This is a genomic window from Desulfovibrio sp. (genome assembly GCF_047607245.1).
Lineage (GTDB): Bacteria > Desulfobacterota > Desulfovibrionia > Desulfovibrionales > Desulfovibrionaceae > Desulfovibrio.
Genome location: NZ_JASGDK010000018.1, coordinates 1 through 19,113, shown reverse-complemented (window position 1 = coordinate 19,113; position 19,113 = coordinate 1). Strand labels below are relative to the sequence as shown.

General features: G+C 56.5%; 18 protein-coding genes. 15 read left to right on the top strand and 3 right to left on the bottom strand.

Features of this window, described 5'->3' with window-relative positions; translation table 11 throughout:
* The first annotated feature begins 91 nt into the window (after positions 1-91).
* The 11 genes from QM579_RS01680 (at position 92) to QM579_RS01630 (ending at position 11,177) form a co-directional block, all read left to right on the top strand.
* Positions 92-718, top strand: a complete 627-nt coding sequence (locus QM579_RS01680; RefSeq protein WP_414997497.1) for an MBL fold metallo-hydrolase — start codon at positions 92-94, stop codon at positions 716-718.
* On the top strand, positions 715-1,410 hold the full coding sequence (locus tag QM579_RS01675) for a flavodoxin family protein (RefSeq protein ID WP_414997496.1): 696 nt from the start codon (positions 715-717) through the stop codon (positions 1,408-1,410). Before QM579_RS01680 ends, QM579_RS01675 begins: the two co-directional genes overlap by 4 nt.
* Before the next feature lie 74 nt (positions 1,411-1,484).
* Positions 1,485-2,363, top strand: a complete 879-nt coding sequence (locus QM579_RS01670; protein WP_414997495.1) for a ComF family protein — start codon at positions 1,485-1,487, stop codon at positions 2,361-2,363.
* 107 nt (positions 2,364-2,470) lie between these two features.
* Entirely contained in the window at positions 2,471-3,574 is a 1,104-nt protein-coding gene (locus QM579_RS01665; protein ID WP_414997494.1) for a DUF4198 domain-containing protein, read from the top strand.
* A 273-nt stretch (positions 3,575-3,847) separates the two neighbouring features.
* Positions 3,848-4,771 (top strand): Tim44 domain-containing protein, encoded by a 924-nt coding sequence (locus tag QM579_RS01660; protein WP_414997493.1) that lies wholly within the window; start codon positions 3,848-3,850, stop codon positions 4,769-4,771.
* Between the two features lie 92 nt (positions 4,772-4,863).
* Positions 4,864-5,259: a PaaI family thioesterase gene (locus QM579_RS01655; protein WP_414997492.1), complete on the top strand. Its 396-nt coding sequence runs from the start codon at positions 4,864-4,866 to the stop codon at positions 5,257-5,259.
* A 132-nt stretch (positions 5,260-5,391) separates the two neighbouring features.
* Positions 5,392-5,658: a DksA/TraR family C4-type zinc finger protein gene (locus QM579_RS01650; RefSeq protein ID WP_414997491.1), complete on the top strand. Its 267-nt coding sequence runs from the start codon at positions 5,392-5,394 to the stop codon at positions 5,656-5,658.
* Positions 5,659-6,137: 479 nt separating this feature from the next.
* A complete protein-coding gene (locus QM579_RS01645; protein ID WP_414997503.1) occupies positions 6,138-7,484 on the top strand; it encodes a bifunctional folylpolyglutamate synthase/dihydrofolate synthase in 1,347 nt (448 codons plus the stop codon).
* Entirely contained in the window at positions 7,477-8,907 is a 1,431-nt protein-coding gene (gene selA, locus QM579_RS01640) for an L-seryl-tRNA(Sec) selenium transferase (RefSeq protein ID WP_414997490.1), read from the top strand. Before QM579_RS01645 ends, selA begins: the two co-directional genes overlap by 8 nt.
* 44 nt (positions 8,908-8,951) lie before the next feature.
* Positions 8,952-10,334, top strand: coding sequence for an aminopeptidase (locus tag QM579_RS01635; protein ID WP_414997489.1), 1,383 nt, complete (start codon positions 8,952-8,954; stop codon positions 10,332-10,334).
* 102 nt (positions 10,335-10,436) lie between these two features.
* Positions 10,437-11,177, top strand: coding sequence for a HEAT repeat domain-containing protein (locus QM579_RS01630; RefSeq protein WP_414997488.1), 741 nt, complete (start codon positions 10,437-10,439; stop codon positions 11,175-11,177).
* Between the two features lie 180 nt (positions 11,178-11,357).
* On the opposite strand, the gene eis is transcribed toward QM579_RS01630, so the two are convergent.
* Positions 11,358-12,809, bottom strand: coding sequence for an enhanced intracellular survival protein Eis (gene eis, locus QM579_RS01625; RefSeq protein WP_414997487.1), 1,452 nt, complete (start codon positions 12,807-12,809; stop codon positions 11,358-11,360).
* A 329-nt stretch (positions 12,810-13,138) separates the two neighbouring features.
* The gene (locus QM579_RS01620) at positions 13,139-13,999 is read right to left on the bottom strand and encodes a PHP domain-containing protein (protein WP_414997486.1); all 861 of its coding nucleotides are present in this window, start codon (positions 13,997-13,999) and stop codon (positions 13,139-13,141) included.
* Between the two features lie 126 nt (positions 14,000-14,125).
* Between QM579_RS01620 and QM579_RS01615 the strand changes: the two genes are divergently transcribed.
* From QM579_RS01615 to acs, 4 genes are all read left to right on the top strand, one after another.
* Positions 14,126-14,347, top strand: coding sequence for a Trm112 family protein (locus tag QM579_RS01615; RefSeq protein ID WP_414997485.1), 222 nt, complete (start codon positions 14,126-14,128; stop codon positions 14,345-14,347).
* On the top strand, positions 14,347-14,901 hold the full coding sequence (gene yfcE, locus QM579_RS01610) for a phosphodiesterase (RefSeq protein ID WP_414997484.1): 555 nt from the start codon (positions 14,347-14,349) through the stop codon (positions 14,899-14,901). Before QM579_RS01615 ends, yfcE begins: the two co-directional genes overlap by 1 nt.
* 33 nt (positions 14,902-14,934) lie before the next feature.
* Positions 14,935-15,654 (top strand): Maf family nucleotide pyrophosphatase, encoded by a 720-nt coding sequence (locus QM579_RS01605; RefSeq protein WP_414997483.1) that lies wholly within the window; start codon positions 14,935-14,937, stop codon positions 15,652-15,654.
* Positions 15,655-16,441: 787 nt separating this feature from the next.
* Complete coding sequence (gene acs, locus QM579_RS01600; protein WP_414997482.1) at positions 16,442-18,487, top strand: acetate--CoA ligase; 2,046 nt, start codon at positions 16,442-16,444, stop codon at positions 18,485-18,487.
* A 127-nt stretch (positions 18,488-18,614) separates the two neighbouring features.
* Here the strand turns inward: acs and QM579_RS01595 are convergent.
* Positions 18,615-19,113, bottom strand: a 499-nt coding sequence (locus QM579_RS01595; RefSeq protein ID WP_414997481.1) for a hypothetical protein, incomplete at its 5' end; no start/stop codon positions are given.

Sequence of the window (19,113 nt, the reverse complement as noted above, 5' to 3'; positions counted from 1 at the left end):
CGGGCTGACGAAAGTCATAAACCGCGCTGCTGATCTTTGAGGCGCGCCCCGCCGACCTCCGCACCGCATTCATACCACAAGGAATTTACGCATGGCCGTTGCCACTTTTCCCATAGGCCCTCTACAGACCAACAGCTATCTTATCCATTGCACCGACAGGGCTGTTGCCATTGACGTAGGCGGCGACCCCGCGCCCATGCTTGAGTATCTGAAGACACACAGCCTCAAGCTTGACGCCATCTGCATAACGCACCGCCACTTTGACCATATGTACGGTGTAGCTGCCCTGGAAGATGCTACGGGCGTTTTCGCTTATGTTCCGCAGGATGACGACAGTCTTGCGGGCACGGAATCCGGCAAGGGCGGAGTATGGGGTTTCCCGGAAGTACCGGAATTTACGAGTTGCCCCATACCTATCGGCAAAACGATCCTCGGTGAGATGGTTTGTGAAGTGCTTAAAACTCCCGGCCATACCCCGGGGGGAGTTTCACTCTATTTTCCTGAAGAAAAAGCGGTTTTCACAGGTGACGCCCTGTTCTACCGCTCCATTGGCCGCACGGACTTTCCCGGCGGCGACCACGACACCCTGTTGCGCTCTGTCAGGGACGTGCTGTTCAAACTGCCCGCAGAAACACTGGTCTACCCGGGACACGGGCCGACCAGCAAAATTGGCGACGAAGCCGCCAACAACCCCTTTTGTGGTGAGTTCAGGCCATGAGCAACCCGGTAGCCCTCCTTTGCAGCCCGCACCCCAACGGAGTTTCAGACTCCATAGCCAGTCTTGTGGCTGAAGGCGTGGCCGAAGCTGGAGCCTGCCTGCAAACTGTAGCTCTGCGTGATTATGCGTTTGAAGGCTGTATTGACTGTGGCGGCTGCACCAAGCCGCCGCATAAATGCACCCTTGCGGGCCGAAATTCCGGCGGAAATATCGACCGCGCTGAAGAGGTATTTTCTCTCATTGAGGCCGCTCCCCTGCTTTTCATATCCGCGCCTATCTACTTTTATTCCCTGCCCGCCCATTTCAAGGCGCTTATTGACCGCACCCAACGCTTTTGGGCCGCGCAAAACCACCCCCCGGCGGGCAAACCTTCGTTGCCCCGTCCCCCGGTCAAGCCCACGCTGGTAAGTCTTGTGGCCGGAAGGCCCCGGGGTAAACTGCTTTTTTCAGGTTCCCTGCTGACATTGCGCTATTTCCTTTCTCCGCTTAACGCAACCATCAGCGAAACCCGGCTGCTGCGCGGGCTGGAAAGAGTAAAAGACCTTGAAGAACGCCCCGCTGTGCGCGCCGCGTTGCGTGCATGGGGGCACGACTGGGGCTGCAGGCTTATGGCTGGCAAGGTGCCGGGCTATGATCCCACGACTGCTCCCGGCCCCGGCTGCGGCAAAGACAGCGCATCAAGCTCCTGCTGATCGGCCTTCGCCAACCTCCTTATCTGTGAAATCATATCTGGCCCATATCGTAAACCGGACGGTCAGGTAGCAGAATGAAGCTGCAACTTGGCCGCAGGCTCTCCATTGCCGCCCAACGTCTGGGCCTTGCCCAAATGCGGTGTTTTCACTGTCTGCGCCCGTTCAGTCCCGATCACGAAATCTTTTCTGACCAGGCATGCACCTCCGCTACGGATATTTTCACGCCTGCCTACCCTCTGTGCCCTCAGTGCCGCAGTTTGCTTGCTCCCTACAAGGGGGCCCGTTGCCCATTGTGCGGCTTGCCCTTCATGTCTTCCACCGTGGCCGACGAACCATCACATTCAGAGCAAAAAGCCAGTCTGTGTGGTCGCTGCCTCACAGACCCGCCACCCTGGACGCACACGGCATTTCACGGGCTTTATCGCGAATCCCTGCGCCATGTGCTCTTACGGCTCAAATTTGACGGGCACCTTTATCTGGCCCCTCTTCTCAGCTCTTTTCTTCTTGAAGCAGCCCGCTGCCTGCCCGTAGCTGATGCGCTGGTGGCTGTGCCCCAATACCCTGCCCATTTGCGGCAAAGAGGATACAATCAGGCTCATGAGCTCGCCAAGGCGCTGCATGTGCAGACCGGCCTTGCGCTCAGGCCCGACCTGCTTTGCCGTACTCGCCCCGGTCCTGCCCAGATTGGCCTCAGTGCCCGCTCGCGGCCTGAGAATGTACGCCACAGCTTTGGGGCTTCCTCACAAGCCAGGGGGCTGCGTCTGTGGCTGGTGGACGATGTTATGACCACAGGCAGCACGCTTCGGTCGGCTAGTCTCGCCCTGCTGAAGGCTGGCGCGAAACGTGTGGACGTGCTGGTTGTGGCGCGTACCCCCAAGGACGATGCCGTGTACGCAAGCGATCTCGCATTTTCGTGTGCCAACGGGCAAGAAAGTCACCAGTCTGCCACATGACAATGCATGAGCGTTCTGTTACGTTGACGAAAATAGAACGTTCCGCCTTTGGGCTCAGCACCGTTTTGAGTTACAGGGCCGCCACTTTGGGCATTTCAGGAGCATTCATGCCGCGCCTTTTCTTTTCATTCAGCCTGCCGCGTATGGCGGGCGTAGTTTTGTCTGCTGCCTTTTGGGTAGCCTTGTGCTGTACCCTTTCAACGGTTTCGGCCAGCGCTCAGGTCACCTTGCTGGTGCCAAGCCAGCCCAGCATTGAAGCTCCGCCAAAGAGCGACAAGGCGGAATCGGCGGCCAAGCGCGAGGATAAAAAGCAGGACAGCAAACAGCCTGCGGCCAAGCCCGAAAAAAGTACGGACGCCGCCAAAGCCGCTGCTAACGCCCGCAAACCGGAACCTGCCGCCGCGCCAACCAAGGCCGCACCCAATGGGGATCAGGCTTCGGCCCAGGCTCCCGCGCAGCCGGGGGCAGATACCCCCACGCCGCCGCCAGCACCAGAACTTCCTTCCATTGACGAACAGGTTGACGTGCTCATCACTATGATGCGCCCCTTCCAGAATCAGGGTCTTGTCATGGACATGCCGCAGTTGTTCGCCGCGTTGCGTTATGACAATGCCAGCCCCGTCAAGGACGGTCTGGTTCAGCCAGAGCGCCGTGACCTCTTGGGCGATGTGGAGGAAATAGGCTACCTGGACCAGAAAGCCTGGGGCGCCAACGTGGCCCTGACCACTCCCGGCCTTTATCAGTTTATTATTGAAGGCCGCCCCTGGTGGGACGCAGCTCAAGGGCAATTTTTGCAGCATTACGTCAAAACCATGCTGCCCGTGCACGGCGTGGAGCGCGGATGGGATCAGCCTGTTGGCCAGACATTTGAAATTCAGGCTCTTACCCGTCCCTTCGGACTCACCGCGCCCGCCCTCTTTACAGGGGTAGCCCTGCTGAATGGCAAGCCTTTACCCAATGCTGCCGTACGTATGGCTCGCATCAATACAGAAAAGCGTTCCGTTCCCACGCCCTGGCATGAAGAGCTGTCGGCCCGCACAGACAAGGCAGGGCAGTTTTCCTTCATCCTTAATCAGCCGGGCTGGTGGTGCTGCACGGCGATTACTCCCGGGGATCCTCTTAAAGGACCCGACGGCCAGCCCAAACCCCTCAGTCTTGGCGCTCTGCTCTGGATGTATGTAGACGGTCAGGCCGACGCCCGCAAACGCTGATTTGCTATGCAGGCCGGGCCGGAGAAGACAGACGCTTTTGGGCGTACGGCCTCGCTATCAGTAAAGTGGGATTAAAAAATATCGTCCGTTTTCAATACAGTTGGTTCGCATCTAACGCACCATTAAAAATTCTTTTTTCTTGTTTCACTGCAAGGGCCGGACAAAAATCCGGCCCTTGCCTTTTCTGTCACAATGTTTATGGTACAAAAAGGCTAAACAGACCGTGCGACCATCGCACCCTGCAACCCAACAACCCCCTCATGGGAGCTGTTCATGAAATTTAGTGCCTTTCTGACCATTGTTCTTTTTCTCTGCTGTTCCATCATGCTTGCCCTGCCTGACAGCACCGAAGCGGCCCGCCTAGGAGGTGGACGTTCTTTCGGCAGCAAGCCCTTTATGAGTACCCCCGCGCAAAAACCGGCCATGCGGCAAGACACCCCCCAAGCGCCACGCCAGCCTGCAAGTCAGGCGCAGGCTGCGCCACAGGGGCCGCGCCCTGGTATGTTCGGCGGCATGGGCGGCCTTTTTGGCGGCCTTCTGGCAGGCACGCTGCTCGGCTCTCTGCTGTCTGGCGGCGGCTTTGCGGGCGGCGGCTTTATGGATATCATCCTCTTTGGCCTGCTGGCTTTTCTGGCTCTCAAGCTCTTTGCCCGTTTTCGCAACCGTCAAGCTCCCGCAGCAGCTGGCGCGGGCGCGCAGGGCAACGCCTATGAAGACCGCATGCAGGGCATGCAGCGCGAATCCACAGGCAATAACGGCTGGGATGTACTGCGCGACAACGCACAAGGCGCGGCGCCTCAGGCTGCCGCTGGTCCCAATATTCCCATGCCTGAAGGCTTTGATGTTGAAGAATTTCTGCGTGGCGCCAAAATGGCCTATACCCGGCTGCAAAGTGCCTGGGACAAGCGCGACATGAATGATGTGGCCCAGTTCACCAGCGCCGCTGTGCAGCACTCTGTGAGTGAGCAGATGGAAGCCGACCCCAAGCCCAGCACAACTGAGCTTCTGTTGGTCAATGCCCAACTGCTTGGCGTGGAAAATGAAGGCAACGAGCAGTACGCACAGGTATTCTTTGACGTGCTGATGCGCGAAAGCCCGGACCAGCAGGCTCCGTCTACTGTGCGTGAAGTATGGCATTTCATGCGCCCTGTGCAGGGGGGCAGCTGGAAGCTGGACGGCATTCAGCAGGTAGAGTAATATTTACATGCCGCACTGACGGATACGTTACTGTAGACACTGTGCCGGAAGCCTTTGGCTTCCGGCTTGCTTTTGGCAACCTTGGAGAACACATGAGAAACTACGTCGAAAAACACGACAAACTTGTGCGCTACCTGCAAATGACCATTGAAACCGCCACTCCGGAATTCGCCAGAGTGACCATGCCCATTACCGAAAACCATAAAAATGGCATGGGAATGGCCCACGGCGGCGCTATTTTTGCGCTGGCTGACGTGGCCTTTGGTGCTGCGGCCAATGCAGGCAAAGATATGGGCGTGGTAAGCCTTTCAACCACCATTGAATTCCTGCGTCCTGGCAAATGCGGCCCCTTGGCGGCTGAATCCTATATTGTACGTAAGGGTCAACGCATACAGAGCTATACTGTTAAAGTGTTTGATGGTGACGGAGAGCTTATCGCCCAATGCATGGCCTCCGGATACCAGACAGACGTTCCACTGCCTGATTAGACAGTTCGGCAGAAAGACACTCTCTCAGCCCGGCGGCCTTTCAGGTTTGCCGGGCTGCTTCCTTTTTTCGCCCGCCGGATTTATATTTCATATACTGGCTGTACACAAAGCAGCCGTAAAAAGGAGGACATCATGGCAAGCGGTTGGGCCGGAGACGGCGCGGTGCAGGACCAGATTCAGGATTCCATCAATGACGAAGTTGCCCGTGCGCGGCGCAACCTTCCCAGTGGTGAAAGCCTGACGCATTGCGAAGAATGCGGCGACGCCATACCACAGGCACGGCAAAAAGCCTTGCCCGGCGTGCGCCTGTGCATTGCCTGCCAGCAGGAAGCGGATCAGGAGCAAAAGACGGTCTCTCTTTATAACAGGCGCGGCAGCAAGGACAGCCAGCTGCGGTAGCCCGCCCTGTAACGCAAAGCCTTCGCCAGCGGTGCAGCGGCTTCCTGCATGTGCCAAATTTTCATTGCGCCCGATACACACGGCCAGTGCATGATCGGCAAGGCCATCTGATTTCCACCTGTTCTTCCATTGGCTGCACGCCTGCAATACCCGCACAGTTTTTCGCATCAGTTCCATCCCTGCACAGCCTACGTCTGCGTTGGTTCTTTCTTCAAAAAAATCTTTCTGGGAACCACCGTGAACCTCAAGAAAATTCCCGTCTGCGGCGCGTATACCATACTCTCGCTTCCTTGAGACCTCAAAAAAATTCTGAATTGCCCGCCCCAACAAGCCTTTTGCAGACGAGTCTAATTAATGCGGTGAGCGCGAGCTGGCGCAACAGCTCCAGATATTTCCATAGCAGTTGTTCAACATTCTGTGCGGGATGAATTGATTCCAGAACGCTGACAGCCGCCCACCTTTGAGGTACCGTGCTGCCCATGAGTCAGCATTTCAACAACTTCACGCAAATTGAGCGGCATCTGGACAGTCTGGGACTATTCCATATGGACATGGGCCTGGACCGCATGCGGCGTGCCCTGTCAGCCCTGGGCCTCGCCCGGCCCCCCTTTGTGACCGTGCAGATACTCGGCACCAACGGCAAGGGATCCACCTCGGCGTTTCTTTCCTCGCTGTGCGCTGCCCACGGCCTGCGCACGGGCCTGTATACTTCGCCACACTTTGTCAGCCCCACTGAACGCATCCGCGTTGACGGCGAACCCTGGCCGCAAGAACTGTGGGCGGCGCAGGCCAACAAGGTTATGAACGCCGCGCCGGAGCTGACCTATTTTGAATTTATTACAGTACTGGCTTTACTGGCCTTTGCGGAAGAACAGGTAGATGTGGCGATTCTGGAGGCCGGGCTTGGCGGCAGCCACGACGCCACCACCGCGATCAGCGCCGACATGCTCTGCTTTGCCCCCATAGCAATGGACCACAAAGACGTGCTTGGCCCCAACCTGGCCGCCATTGCCGCTGACAAGGCAGGAGCCATCCGTTCGGCGGCCCCCGTATATTCAGCCCGCCAGTTCCCGCAAGCTGCCCGCACGCTTGAAGCCGCCGCCCTTGCTCAAAAGGCCCCGCTTGTTTGGGCCGACGCTGTCGATGCTTCCCTTGAGTTAGGACTCTTGGGGCCGCACCAGAGAAACAACGCAGGTCTGGCCCTGGCCGCATGGCAACAACTGGCTCCCATGCTCGATAAAAATCCGCGAGACACGCATCTGCAAAAGCAGGGTCTGGCCAAGGCCTTCATTCCTGGCCGCTTGCAATATGTGCCTGCCACAGACAGCATGCCTCCCCTGTTACTGGACGGTGCACATAATCCCCACGGCATGACAGCGTTGATCAAGGCCTTGCAGCATACAGGGAATAAGCCCGCAGCCGTGGTCTTTTCCTGTCTGGGCGACAAGGATTGGCAAACAGCGGCAGGTATGCTTAAAAAACAGCTGGGGGAGGTTCCCATCTTTGTGCCTACGTTGCATAATCCCAGAGCAGCCAGAGCGGAAGATGTGGCGCAGTTTTTCAACGGCATGCCACCTGCAAAGGCTCAGGCCATGCCCGACGTGCCAACGGATACCCAGGCGGCTATGCCGCTGGATGTTGACGGCGCGCTAGCTGCGGCTCTTGCCCGAGCCTTTGCACACGCCGCGTCTATTGCCCCTTCCGGCGCGAAAGCCCAGCCAGTGCTGATCACAGGTTCGCTTTACCTGCTGGCTGAATTTTTCAGCCTTTACCCCGCGTATCTTTCGCCCGCAGCTTCAGCCCAAGGGAGAAAAGCTCATGAATGATCTCTTTCGCGCCATCCCGGCTGTGGATATTTGCCTTGCAGCCCTTTGCGAAGCCGATCCTCTTATGGCCGATGCGCCGCGTTCCCTTGCCCGCGATCTGGTGACGGCATTCTGGGATCAGCAGCGCAAGGCTATCCGGGATGGCCGATACAGCACTGCCGGTCAGTTGGCACTTGAAGCCCGCCTGCCTGACCTTTTGGCCCATGTCCGGGCAGGACTGCGAAACAGGTTCAGCGCGGCCCTCAACGCAACCGGGGTGGTGGTGCATACCAACATGGGGCGCTCGGTACTGGCAAAGGAGGCCCGAGAGGCTGTCATCACCGCCGCCACTGGCTACTGCAATCTGGAACTGAATATGGAAACCGGAGCACGCGGCAGCCGCCATGCCCTGGTAGAAGATCTGCTGTGCCGTCTCACAGGGGCTGAATCCGCCCTGGTGGTCAACAACAATGCCGCCGCCGTACTGCTTGTGCTGGACACATTCTGCAAGGGTGGCGAAGTGGTCGTTTCACGCGGCGAACTGGTGGAAATAGGCGGCAGCTTCCGCATTCCTGAAGTTATGGAAAAAAGCGGAGCCACCCTGCGGGAAGTCGGGGCTACCAACCGCACCCACCTGCGGGACTACCGCGCCGCCATCAATGAAAATACCCGTGCCCTCATGCGCGTACACACGTCAAACTACCGCATTGTGGGCTTCCACTCAGCCGTGCCCCTGCCAGAACTGGCAGAGCTGGCAAAAGAACACAACCTTCCACTCATTGAAGATCTTGGCAGCGGCAGCCTGACGGATTTTTCCTCCTTTGGCCTGCCCAACGAACCCACGGTTCCTTCTGTGCTGGCTCAGGGGGCAGACATCGCCACATTTTCAGGCGACAAGGTGCTTGGCGGTCCGCAGGCAGGCATTATTACTGGCCGCAAGCACATGATAGACAAGCTCAAGAGCAACCCGCTCACCCGCGCCCTGCGCTGCGACAAACTCTGCCTTGCCGCACTGGAAGCCACGCTTCGCCTCTATCTTGATCCGGAGAAGGCCCGGGAAAGCGTGCCCACCCTGCGCATGATCTGCCGCACTGCCGACGAACTGAACAAGGCTGCCCGGTCTCTGGCTACTGCCCTGCGCAAAGGCCTTAATTCCAGCCCGGAAACATCCTGCCGCATAAGCCTGCAAGCCGATGTTTCCCGCGTGGGCGGCGGCGCTTTTCCGCAATACGACCTGCCCACGACCCTTGTGTGCATCACGCCCGCTGCATGCAGCCCAACGTCGCTCAAGGCCGCGCTGCTGCGCACTGATCCACCGCTCATAGGCAGGCTGGAAAATGACAGTTTTTGCCTTGACCCCCGCACACTGGACGTTGCGGACAGACCAGTTTTGCTGCGCGTGTTGCGCGAGGCACTGGCCCTGGCCGCCAACGGACTTATATAGGTATCAAGAATGATCGCTGCCCCAAGGGCATAAAGGAAAACATCATGGAAAAAATTCTGGCCTACAAACCCAAGAATGCCTGGGAAGATGCAGACGCCAAGACCCGCAAGCAAATGGAGTCTCTGGCTCTTCGCTATATGGATTTTATCACGCGCTGCAAGACAGAGCGTGAAACAGTGGAATACGTTCGTGAGCGCCTGAGCGCGCAAGGCTACACTGAAGACTTCAGCGGCGACCGCGTTATGCGGCCCATGCGCGGCAAAGCCATCTTTGCCGCCCGCCGCGGCAAATTGCCTCTGGATCAGGGGCTTGCCCTCCTTGCCGCCCACGCCGACACGCCGCGCCTTGATTTCAAACAGCGCCCCCTCATTGAACAGCCCGGCGTGGCTCAGGCCAAAACCCACTACTACGGCGGCATACGCAAGTACCAGTGGCTGGCGCGTCCCCTCGCCCTGCACGGCGTTGTGGTGCGGGCCGACAGTTCTGTCCTTGAAGTCACCATTGGTGAAAAGCCCGGCGAACCTGTGTTCTGCATTGCCGATCTTTTGCCCCATCTGGCTCAGAAGCAGGCCACGCAAACAGTAAGCGATGCCTTTGAAGGCGAAAAGCTCAACATCATCCTCGGGCACAGCCCCAAAGCCGCCAAAGGCAAAAAGGATGAAGCGCCCAAGGATCCCATCAAAACACAGCTTCTTGAAATTCTGCACAAAAAATACGCCATTACAGAAGAGGACCTGATCACTGCCGAACTTCAGGCCGTGCCCGCTGGCCCGGCGCGGTTTGTGGGTTTCGACAAAGCTCTGGTAGGCGGGTACGGGCAGGACGACCGCATCTGCGTCTTCAGCGCTCTTGAAGCGCTACTGGAAGCCGAAGCCACAGGACGCAGCATGGCCGTTATCTTCTGGGACAAGGAAGAAATCGGCTCGGACGGTGCAACCGGCGCAGCTTCGCGCTTTCTGCAATACTGCATTGAAGATCTGACCCAGGCGTGGGCTCCCGGCCTGTCAGCTTCTCGCGTATTTATGGAAACCCGCGCCCTGTCTGCCGACGTTCAGGCCGCTCTGGACCCGGACTTTCAGGAAGTACATGAAAAGCAGAATGCGGCCCAACTGGGCTACGGCCCCTGCTTCTCAAAGTTCACAGGTTCCCGTGGCAAGTACGGAGCCAGCGAGGCCGATGCCGAGTTCTTCGGCGCGTTGCGCAACCTGTACAACAGCAAAAACATCCCCTGGCAGGCTGCGGAACTGGGCCGCGTGGATCACGGCGGCGGCGGCACTGTGGCGCTTTTTCTTGCGGCCTACGGCATGCACGTCATTGACCTTGGCCCTGCCGTACTTTCCATGCACAGCCCCTTCGAGCTGGCAAGCTGCGCGGACCTTCACACCACCGTGCGGGCCTATCAGGCTTTTCTGGAATCAAACATATAAGGTGGCAGGGGTGGCTTCGCATTGCGGGGCCACCCCGTCATTTTACGCCCCCCAAAACACAATGCTGTGTACGAGGCCGCTTCAGGCCAAACTGGACCCCCTATGAACATAGACAACCAAAGGCTGGCCCAGCTTAACAGCGGTCAGGCCGCTTCAAGCAATCTGGCCGAAGCTCTTGCTGTAGACTTTGCTGTTCTTATGGCCACTGCCATGCCAGCTGTGCCCGCCAGCGGCATTGAAACTCTACGTGAAATGGCGGACCAGGGCGTTTCCAAACGTATGCGGGTGGCAGGAAAGCTGCTGTTCGACGCGCTTGGGCCCGACGGACTGGCTCCGGCAATGACGCACCCTTCAGACACGGTGCGCGGCTGGGCCTGCTTTGCTCTTGCGCTTTGCCCCGCTGCGAACATTGGGGAAAGGCTGGAAGCCGTACGCCCCCTGGCCGACGACGAACACTTCGGCGTGCGTGAATGGGTCTGGATGGCCATTCGGCCTCATCTTACTGAAGACCTTGATGCCGCTATAGCTCACCTCAGCGGCTGGACAGCTCATCCCTCCGAAAGGGTGCGCCGCTTCGCCAGCGAGAGCATTCGCCCGCGCGGGGTCTGGTGCAGCCATATGGAAACACTCAAGCAAAATCCGGCCCTGGGCCTGCCCGTGCTGGAACCTTTGCGGGCAGACCCTGCGCCCTATGTGCAGGACAGCGTGGGCAACTGGCTCAATGACGCATCCAAATCTCAGCCCCAATGGGTGCAGGATATCTGCGCCCGCTGGCTGGCGGAACGCCCTTGTAAGGCAACGGAACGTATCTGCAAACGCGCATTGCGCAGCATCAAAAAGTAAAGCTCTCAGCTTTGGGAAAAGCAGATTTTTTCATTTTGGCACACAGCGCGATGCCCCGTGGACTCATGAATTTTGTGGAGAATTGTATTTCCACAAAAAGTTGCCCTAGAAAGGCCAATGTTCACTCAGAGTTTTGATTCAGATGCAAGAAAGGCGCGCCATTGGTGCGCCTTTTTCATATCAAAAATAATCTGAAAAATAGGGCTTGTCTGGAGGAATCAACGCTTCAAGCGTCTTGAGCAGGTGATAGTCCATATCAATACGGTCGTTGTTGTACAGATAGGTTGGCCGCTTGTACCCCATAAGCATAGTTGTCAGGGTCTGAATATCCAGCGCGATACGGTGCCCGGAATGACATGTGGTCACCTGCTCGCACACAGCCTCGCCGTCTTGCCAGCTCACATGAAATATGCCGTTGTTCCAGGGAGCAATGGGATCTTTGACCTCAAAATCCAGGGTAAGTCTGGGATCACTGAACTGAAACGGATAAAATTCCATAAAGCGCTGCACATCTACAATGCGCGCCATGCCATACGGCTGAATTGTTTCGTCAATTTCGCTGTCTTCAAGCTGAAAGGCCATGGCTTCACCCGTGTAATTCGCGCCCTCGACCTTTGTAATCATTGAAAAATGCGCACTGATATAGTTCCAAATGCCGTATTTGGCCTCCTGATTCAGGTAGACCATCTCCTTGATGCTGAAAACCTCGTTTTCAATGTAGTAAATAACATAGCCCAAGGGCTTACGGTCGGCGCTGTAATATACCGCCGCCATAACGTCGTCCGAATCCCAGCGCCAGTATTCTTCCCACTCCAAAGCGCCGCGTATGAGCGCGCCATGCTCCTGAAGCGCAAAATACTTGTAAACCTTGTGCAGATCCTCGCTTTCAATGTCTACGCGCTCTATCTGACCTTCCACGGGATGCCGCGTCGGAAGCTGCGTATCCTTGATTGCAAAGGTCATCTTGTCTGACACTATTTCCCAGCCGTGCTTGCGGTAAAGAGGAATGGAGTACGGACAAAGGTAAGAGATGATCTGCTGCTGGTCGCGCATATGCTCAAGGCTTTTGGCAAGAAGGGAATGGATCAGCCCACGCCCGGTATACTCGGGATAGGTTGCTACCCCAGTAATGCCGCCCATCTTGCAAATTTCACCCTGAACGTTCACTTCCATCGGGTAAATGACCACTTGCGAAGCAAGACGCCCCTTGTAAAACCAGCCCATCACATGAGAAGCCTCAAAAATGGGCTTCTTGGAAAGTTTCATTTCCCTGTCTGACCAGCCGATGCGGGCCATTTCGGACGAGCTCACCTGAAAGGCGTACCGCAGCAAGGCTTCAAACTGCTCAAAGTCTTCCTTGCCAAGCTGGCGGAATTCAAAGGCGTCGTGAGGGCCGTGGGGCGGTTTTCGGTCCCCGTCCTTGTGTTCGGTATTCACGGCTGCTCCTTCGCCACGTTGCTCTGCGGCCAGATCGGTACGGCGGGCCTCAAGACCGTGTTCCCGGCGGTTCACTGGCACCAGCGGCGCGCCATTGCTTTTGTCAGGCGGCATGCCTGCGGCGCGAAAGGGGTGGGGTTCCAGCCGTGGACCATCAAGAGGCGGCAAATGCTGTTGCTTATGTAAGATACGCATGCCTGTTTTTCCGGTAAATGCTCATAAAATTGCCTGTCGTAACCAGCACGCCCGGCGCGAATCTTTTGTCTGCGCCTCGGCGAGGTACACTGCAGGGCAAGGGGGAAAAGAATTGCCTTCAAGCCGCTGTACCGCGCAGAACAGTTTTTCGCAAGGCGTGAAAATGCCTCATGTCAAAAAATAGATAAGGAAAAAGGCTGGTTGAAAAACAACTGGGGCATAATGAAAATGACGGACTTCAAGTAAAACCTGGCCGACCTGACAAAATACGAAAAAAAGAAACAAAACTGCTAAAAGAAAATGAGGTAAACGGCCGGGCACAAAATGGGTCAGACAGGCAACCCCTCTGCAATACGCCGCTCGCGCAGGCTGTCCAGCACATCAACGCCAATCCGAAGTTTGCCATAGCCCTTACCAAGCTGGATGGCGGGTTTGTTTTCTCCGTGGTAATCCGATCCACCGCTGACTCCCAGACCAAAGCGTTTGGCCAATGCAAGGCAGGCGCGCACATCCGCTTCGGAGTGTTCGCTGTGCAGGGCTTCAATGGCGTTCAGGCCACAATCCTTGAGCCGCGCTATCTGGGTGTCTATCCACCCGGGCGGGCCTTTCCACAGCATGGGGTGAGCCAGGCTCACGGTTGCCCCCATATCTGCCAGAAGGCGCACGCTTTCTTCAGGTTCAAGCACTTCTTTGGGCAAATAGGCCTTGCCGTGGCATCCCAGATATTCCTTGAACACTTCACGGGAATTTTTAGCGTACCCCTTTCGCAACAGCACTTCTGCGATATGGGGTCTTCCCACGCTTTCACCCTTGGCAGTGGCCAATACCTCTTCCATTGTAATGTCCAGCCCAAGATCCTGAAGCTTGCGTACTATGCCTTCGTTGCGTTCGGCGCGTTTGAGCCGCAAAAATGCCAGTTTTTCCTGCAAGACCAAAGGATTTTCCGGCAGCCACAACCCCAGAATATGCAACTCGCCGAGCTCTGTGCCCGTTGAAATTTCACATCCGCGAATAAGTTCAACCCCGCACTCCCGCCCGGCTTCGGCTGCTTCATCCAGGCCAGAAAGCGTGTCGTGATCTGTGACGGCCACGGCCTTAAGCCCTGTTTGGGCCGCCTTGGACATAAGCAACGCCGGAGTATCGGTACCATCTGAGGCAGTAGTGTGGGTATGCAGGTCAATAAGTTCCATACACCGTAAACCTTACTAAAGGTGAGTTTTTATTAATAACGCAAAATATCAATAGGGTGCAAGCCTTGAACTGAACGGGGCATCGCTGTATAGTCTTTGCCCACGCCGATATAAGAGGAAAAATATATGCCCGTGAACACTGAAGAACTTTTGCGTATCCTGGCCTGCCCCAAATGCCTCGGCGGCCTTGCAGCTCTGGAAGAAAATGAAAACGCGGCGGGTTTTGCCTGTGCAGCCTGTCAGGTTGTGTACCCTGTCCGTGAAGATATACCCGTCATGCTGGTGGAAGAAGCGGTAGACCTTCCCACTTGGAGTGCCCAGCACCCCCAGGCAAAGGAACGCTCCTGATGCGTCTGCTCATTGCCTCCGACCTGCACGGCTCCATCGAAAGCCTGCGCTTTCTTGTGGAAAAGGCGCGTCAGCTGGAACCCGATATGCTGGTGCTGCTGGGTGACCTTGTGTACCACGGCCCACGCAATCCTTTGCCTTTGGGCTATGACACAAAGTCGGTAATGCGCGAAATGCCTGATCTGACGGCTCTGCCCTGCCCTGTTACCGCGGTGCGCGGCAACTGCGATGCCGAAGTGGATCTTGGGCTACTGCCCTTTAACGTAGCCGACTCGGCATGGCTGGAAGCCGACGGTTTGTGCATCTTCGCAAGCCACGGGCACCATTTGCCGGAAAATCCCCCTTGCCCCGGATTCAAACCCGGCACGGTTCTTCTGCGCGGCCATACCCACGTTCCGCGCGGCGAGACCCTTGACGGGCTGCACTTCTGGAATCCCGGCTCCCTGTCACTGCCCAAGGGCGACGCCCCGCGCAGCTATGGTATTTATGAAAACCGCCTGTTCCGAGTGCTGGACATGCAGGACAGGGAACTTCTGAGCCATGCCCCGGCGTAACGGCCGCATGCCAGTATTTGCCCGCGCACCACAATGACCACTCAATCCTCTCAGCATTCAGCGCTGTTCACTTTGACCGCTGGCTACAGACTGTTGCTGGCTTCGGGCTCACCACGCCGCCGGCAATTTTTGTCAGAATGGGGGCTCCCCTTTGAGCTGGCCCGTCCGGATGGTGCCGAACCCCTTCCCGAGCCAGGGGAAAGTCCTGATACCTATACCCGGAGAGCAGCCACAGCCAAAGCGCATGCCGTGGCTGCGAACCTGCTCGGCGCATCCGCTACTGGGGCGACACAGCTTCACAGCAAAGCGATTATTCTTGCTGCCGACACTGTCGTAGCTGTGGACGGCGACATTCTGGGCAAGCCAAATGATCCCCGCCATGCTCTGAGCATGCTGCAACGCCTTACAGGACGGGGGCATGAAGTCATCAGCGCTGTATGCCTGCTGTTGCCGTCGCCCGTTGGCAATGCGTCTATGGATGCAGCGGAGTGCCCTATGGACACGGAGGAGCTGGTTTTCAGCGATGTAAGCCGCGTATTCTTCCATCCCTGGCCTGAAGACGTATTGCGGGCTTACGTGAACACGGGCGAACCCCACGACAAGGCAGGGGCCTATGCCATTCAAGGACACGGGGCCTTTCTTGTAGACAAGATTGAAGGTTCGTGGAGCACCGTGGTGGGCCTGCCTGTCACTCAACTGGCACACCTGCTGCTCAACCGGGGTTTCATGCAGCCCAGCACTTCCCACACCTAACTCTAGACAGTGTCGGTACGAGCACCTTTCCATTTATTTCTGCATCGAATGTTTTCTTTTATTCCGGTTGTATACCTTCAGTATACACTCCCTGCATAAAAGAGTCGTCTCCCCTTATATAACAAGAACATTCATCTCGCGGCGACACTGTCTAAAATATCTTCATCGACACTCCTGCATAAAGGGCAGGCATCTTAGCTTTTTTTGCCAAACTGCAAAACTGATCGCGGTTGCTTCAATTGCAAGCCAGCCCACGCAAGCATCGCGCGGTGTTAAGTACGATTTGGCAAAAATCCGCGCCGACCAGCTGGATTTCTTCAAAATCAACTAGTTCACCTCACTGCGGCCGCTCTGCATATAAGCCCTTTCACTCTGGCGCGAAGCATTTATCTCCTTAAGACGCGCCTTGAAGTCCCGTCACCATATCCAGAGCACTTCACCTGCAAATGCTCTGGTGCCCCCCAAGCCAAGCGCCATTGTGGGCGAACAAGCTCGACAAAGTGGCTATTTGTCTACGAGATTGCAATCTGCCAAAAAAATTTAAGAAATTTTTATTTTTTTTATTCTATAATTGTGAAAAATTTCTTCAATTGTAATGGCGTTACAATCCGCACAACATCATAGAATTTGCCAATTTTTTGTAATTTTGACACTTTTTTCACAACTATGACTGAAAGCACAAACAAGAATCTGGCTCTTGACTGTTATTTAAAATCTCTTTACTCGAGTAACATGGCGAACTCTCAACTTTTCAATTTACTGTTTAGACAGGATGGAGGTCTGGATCATGTCTCAGGAACGGATCACGACACTGTTGAATGAAAATCGCAGCTATCTTCCACCAGAGCACGGCAAAACATCTGCCTGGGTATGCGGAGCAGAAGAATACGATGCATTGTGCCGCCGTGCCTTGGAAGACCCCAGTGACTTTTGGGGTGCTCGAGCTTCGCAGTTGGTCCATTGGTTCAAGCGCTGGGACAAGGTACTAGAAGCTGATGAGGTAAATCATAAGTATAAGTGGTTTACCGGGGGCAAACTTAACGCCTCATTCAACTGCATAGATAGACACCTTATTTCAGGTCGCCGCAACAAAGCCGCCCTCATCTGGCAGGGTGAAAAAGAAACCGATGTCCGCTGCTACACCTATCAGATGCTCTACACTGAAGTCTGCCGGGTAGCCCACGCACTGAGCTCGTTGCGTATCCGCAAAGGCGATCATGTGGCCTTGTACATGCCAATGATCCCCGAGCTTTTCATCGCAATGCTGGCCTGCGCCCGCATTGGAGCCATACACACGGCCATCTTCTCCGGCTATGCCGAAGGCGGCGTGCGCAGCCGCATTCAGGGTTGCAAGGCGCGCGTTGTCATCACGGCGGATGCAGCCGTGCGCGGCGGAAAATTCAAGCCGCTCAAGGCCAACCTTGATCCCATTCTCGAAAAGTGCCCGTCTGTGGCCCACGTGGTGGTGGTCAAGCATGCTGGGCTTGAGAATGTCCATATGCAGCGCAACCGCGACATCTGGTGGCATGACCTTATTGACGACTTTACTCTGAATCCCGACTTTCCCTGTGAACCAATGGATGCCAATGACACGCTCTTCTTGCTGCATACCAGCGGCAGTACAGGCAAGCCAACCGGCGTCATGCATTCCACAGGCGGGTATCTGACCTATGCAGCCCACACCACCCAGTGGTGCTTCGACATGCGCGATGACGACGTATACTGGTGCACCGCCGACGCAGGTTGGATCACCGGGCATACCTACGGTGTTTACGGACCGCTGTCTCTGGGGGCCACGACTCTCATGTTCGAGGGGATACCCACATGGCCCTATCCTGACCGCTACTGGCGCATTGTTGAAAACTTTCGCGTCAATATTCTGTACACTGCCCCCACCGTCATACGTTCTCTCATGCGTATGAACGAGGCGTGGACAGAGCGCTATGACCTGCGCAGCCTGCGCATTCTGGGTAGCGTGGGTGAACCCATCAACCCTGAAGCCTGGCAGTGGTACCACAAGCATATCGGCAGCGGCGAGCTGCCCATCGTAGACACCTGGTGGCAGACGGAAACAGGCGGAGCTATGATCGCTCCCATGCCCTATGCAACAAAGCTCAAGCCAGGCTCTGCCTCCAAGCCCCTGCCCGGCATTGACGCTACGGTTATGGGTTCAGCGGCACGAGATGGTGAAGAACCCGAAGCGGGCTGCAAGGCCGGACATCTGGTTATTCGCCGCCCCTGGCCCGGCATGATGCAAGGCGTTTTCAATGATGAAGAGAAATACCAGTCTTACTTCTCGCGGTTTGGCTGCTATGCCTCCGGCGACGCGGCTGAAATAGATCAGGACGGATATTTCTGGATTCTGGGCCGTATTGACGACTCCATCAACGTGTCAGGACATCGCCTCTCCACAGCAGAAATTGAAGCAGTGCTGGCCACCTGCCCCGAAGTGGGCGAGGCCGCAGTCGTTCCCATGCCGCATGCCCTCAAGGGCGAAGGTATCTATGTATATGTGGTCACACGTGACGAAGTGCCGTGGAGCGCCGACCTGCGCACCAAACTTCGTGATGCTGTGCGGCGTGATATCGGCGCTCTGGCTACCCCTGAATACATTCAGTTTGTGGACGGCATGCCCAAGACTACTTCGGGCAAGATCATCCGGCGCATGCTGCGCAAGATAGCTGGCGACAGCTATGAAGATATTGGCGACACCACTTCTCTGGCTGAACCAGAAGTGATACCCAAAATCATTTCTGGGCACCGCAACCTTGTGGCGGGCCGGCATGAAACGGAAAACGCGCCTGAAGGCGGCGATAACGCCAAGGCTGAATAACCGCATCAAAACAAGTAAAAGCCACCCGTTTGCGGGTGGCTTTTTTACTTTGCGTGGGCTGGAGCCATAAACAAGGGCTGGGGCAGCGTAGCGCCCCAGCCCTTTACATTGATAATTTTTACGGATCCTACAAAGCCTTGCGGCGCACCCATACATGCCGCGACGCCAGCGCCGCCCAAGCCAGTCCAGCTGCCACATGCAGGCTCTTGCCGCCGGCAAGCCCGGTAAGCAGGCAAAGGCTGCCCGCACCAAACATGGCCCGTACCGCAAATTTACGCTGGCTTATCCCCATAATCTTGCCGTTGCCGGTTCCAGACACAAGGGGCTGCAAAAAGGCCGGCACCTGCATGTCACCAAGCATATCACCAAAACCTGTGCCTCGCGCCTTGCCCTTGCGTGCGGCCTGCTTTGCGGCAAACTGCGAGCGTCTTTCAGCCCTGTGGGCAGCAGCAACTTCAGCTTTGGGCTTAAGAAGAGCCGGCACCTTTTTTTCCAGGCGTTTACAGATGGCGGTAAAATCTGTACCGGGCGCCATCAGCAGCAAAAGAGATTCGGAGCCGGAACGCACTTCGCTGACCCCGGCTTCACCTTGCAGCAAAGTCTGAGCCGCGCCACGAACCTTGGTG

Bases quoted from the DNA above. Each gene is read 5' to 3' on its own strand.
- QM579_RS01680 (WP_414997497.1), top strand. From the start codon at position 92: ATGGCCGTTGCCACTTTTCCCATAGGCCCTCTACAGACCAACAGCTAT.
- QM579_RS01675 (WP_414997496.1), top strand. From the start codon at position 715: ATGAGCAACCCGGTAGCCCTCCTTTGCAGCCCGCACCCCAACGGAGTT.
- QM579_RS01670 (WP_414997495.1), top strand. From the start codon at position 1,485: ATGAAGCTGCAACTTGGCCGCAGGCTCTCCATTGCCGCCCAACGTCTG.
- QM579_RS01665 (WP_414997494.1), top strand. From the start codon at position 2,471: ATGCCGCGCCTTTTCTTTTCATTCAGCCTGCCGCGTATGGCGGGCGTA.
- QM579_RS01660 (WP_414997493.1), top strand. From the start codon at position 3,848: ATGAAATTTAGTGCCTTTCTGACCATTGTTCTTTTTCTCTGCTGTTCC.
- QM579_RS01655 (WP_414997492.1), top strand. From the start codon at position 4,864: ATGAGAAACTACGTCGAAAAACACGACAAACTTGTGCGCTACCTGCAA.
- QM579_RS01650 (WP_414997491.1), top strand. From the start codon at position 5,392: ATGGCAAGCGGTTGGGCCGGAGACGGCGCGGTGCAGGACCAGATTCAG.
- QM579_RS01645 (WP_414997503.1), top strand. From the start codon at position 6,138: ATGAGTCAGCATTTCAACAACTTCACGCAAATTGAGCGGCATCTGGAC.
- selA (WP_414997490.1), top strand. From the start codon at position 7,477: ATGAATGATCTCTTTCGCGCCATCCCGGCTGTGGATATTTGCCTTGCA.
- QM579_RS01635 (WP_414997489.1), top strand. From the start codon at position 8,952: ATGGAAAAAATTCTGGCCTACAAACCCAAGAATGCCTGGGAAGATGCA.
- QM579_RS01630 (WP_414997488.1), top strand. From the start codon at position 10,437: ATGAACATAGACAACCAAAGGCTGGCCCAGCTTAACAGCGGTCAGGCC.
- eis (WP_414997487.1), bottom strand. From the start codon at position 12,809: ATGCGTATCTTACATAAGCAACAGCATTTGCCGCCTCTTGATGGTCCA.
- QM579_RS01620 (WP_414997486.1), bottom strand. From the start codon at position 13,999: ATGGAACTTATTGACCTGCATACCCACACTACTGCCTCAGATGGTACC.
- QM579_RS01615 (WP_414997485.1), top strand. From the start codon at position 14,126: ATGCCCGTGAACACTGAAGAACTTTTGCGTATCCTGGCCTGCCCCAAA.
- yfcE (WP_414997484.1), top strand. From the start codon at position 14,347: ATGCGTCTGCTCATTGCCTCCGACCTGCACGGCTCCATCGAAAGCCTG.
- QM579_RS01605 (WP_414997483.1), top strand. From the start codon at position 14,935: ATGACCACTCAATCCTCTCAGCATTCAGCGCTGTTCACTTTGACCGCT.
- acs (WP_414997482.1), top strand. From the start codon at position 16,442: ATGTCTCAGGAACGGATCACGACACTGTTGAATGAAAATCGCAGCTAT.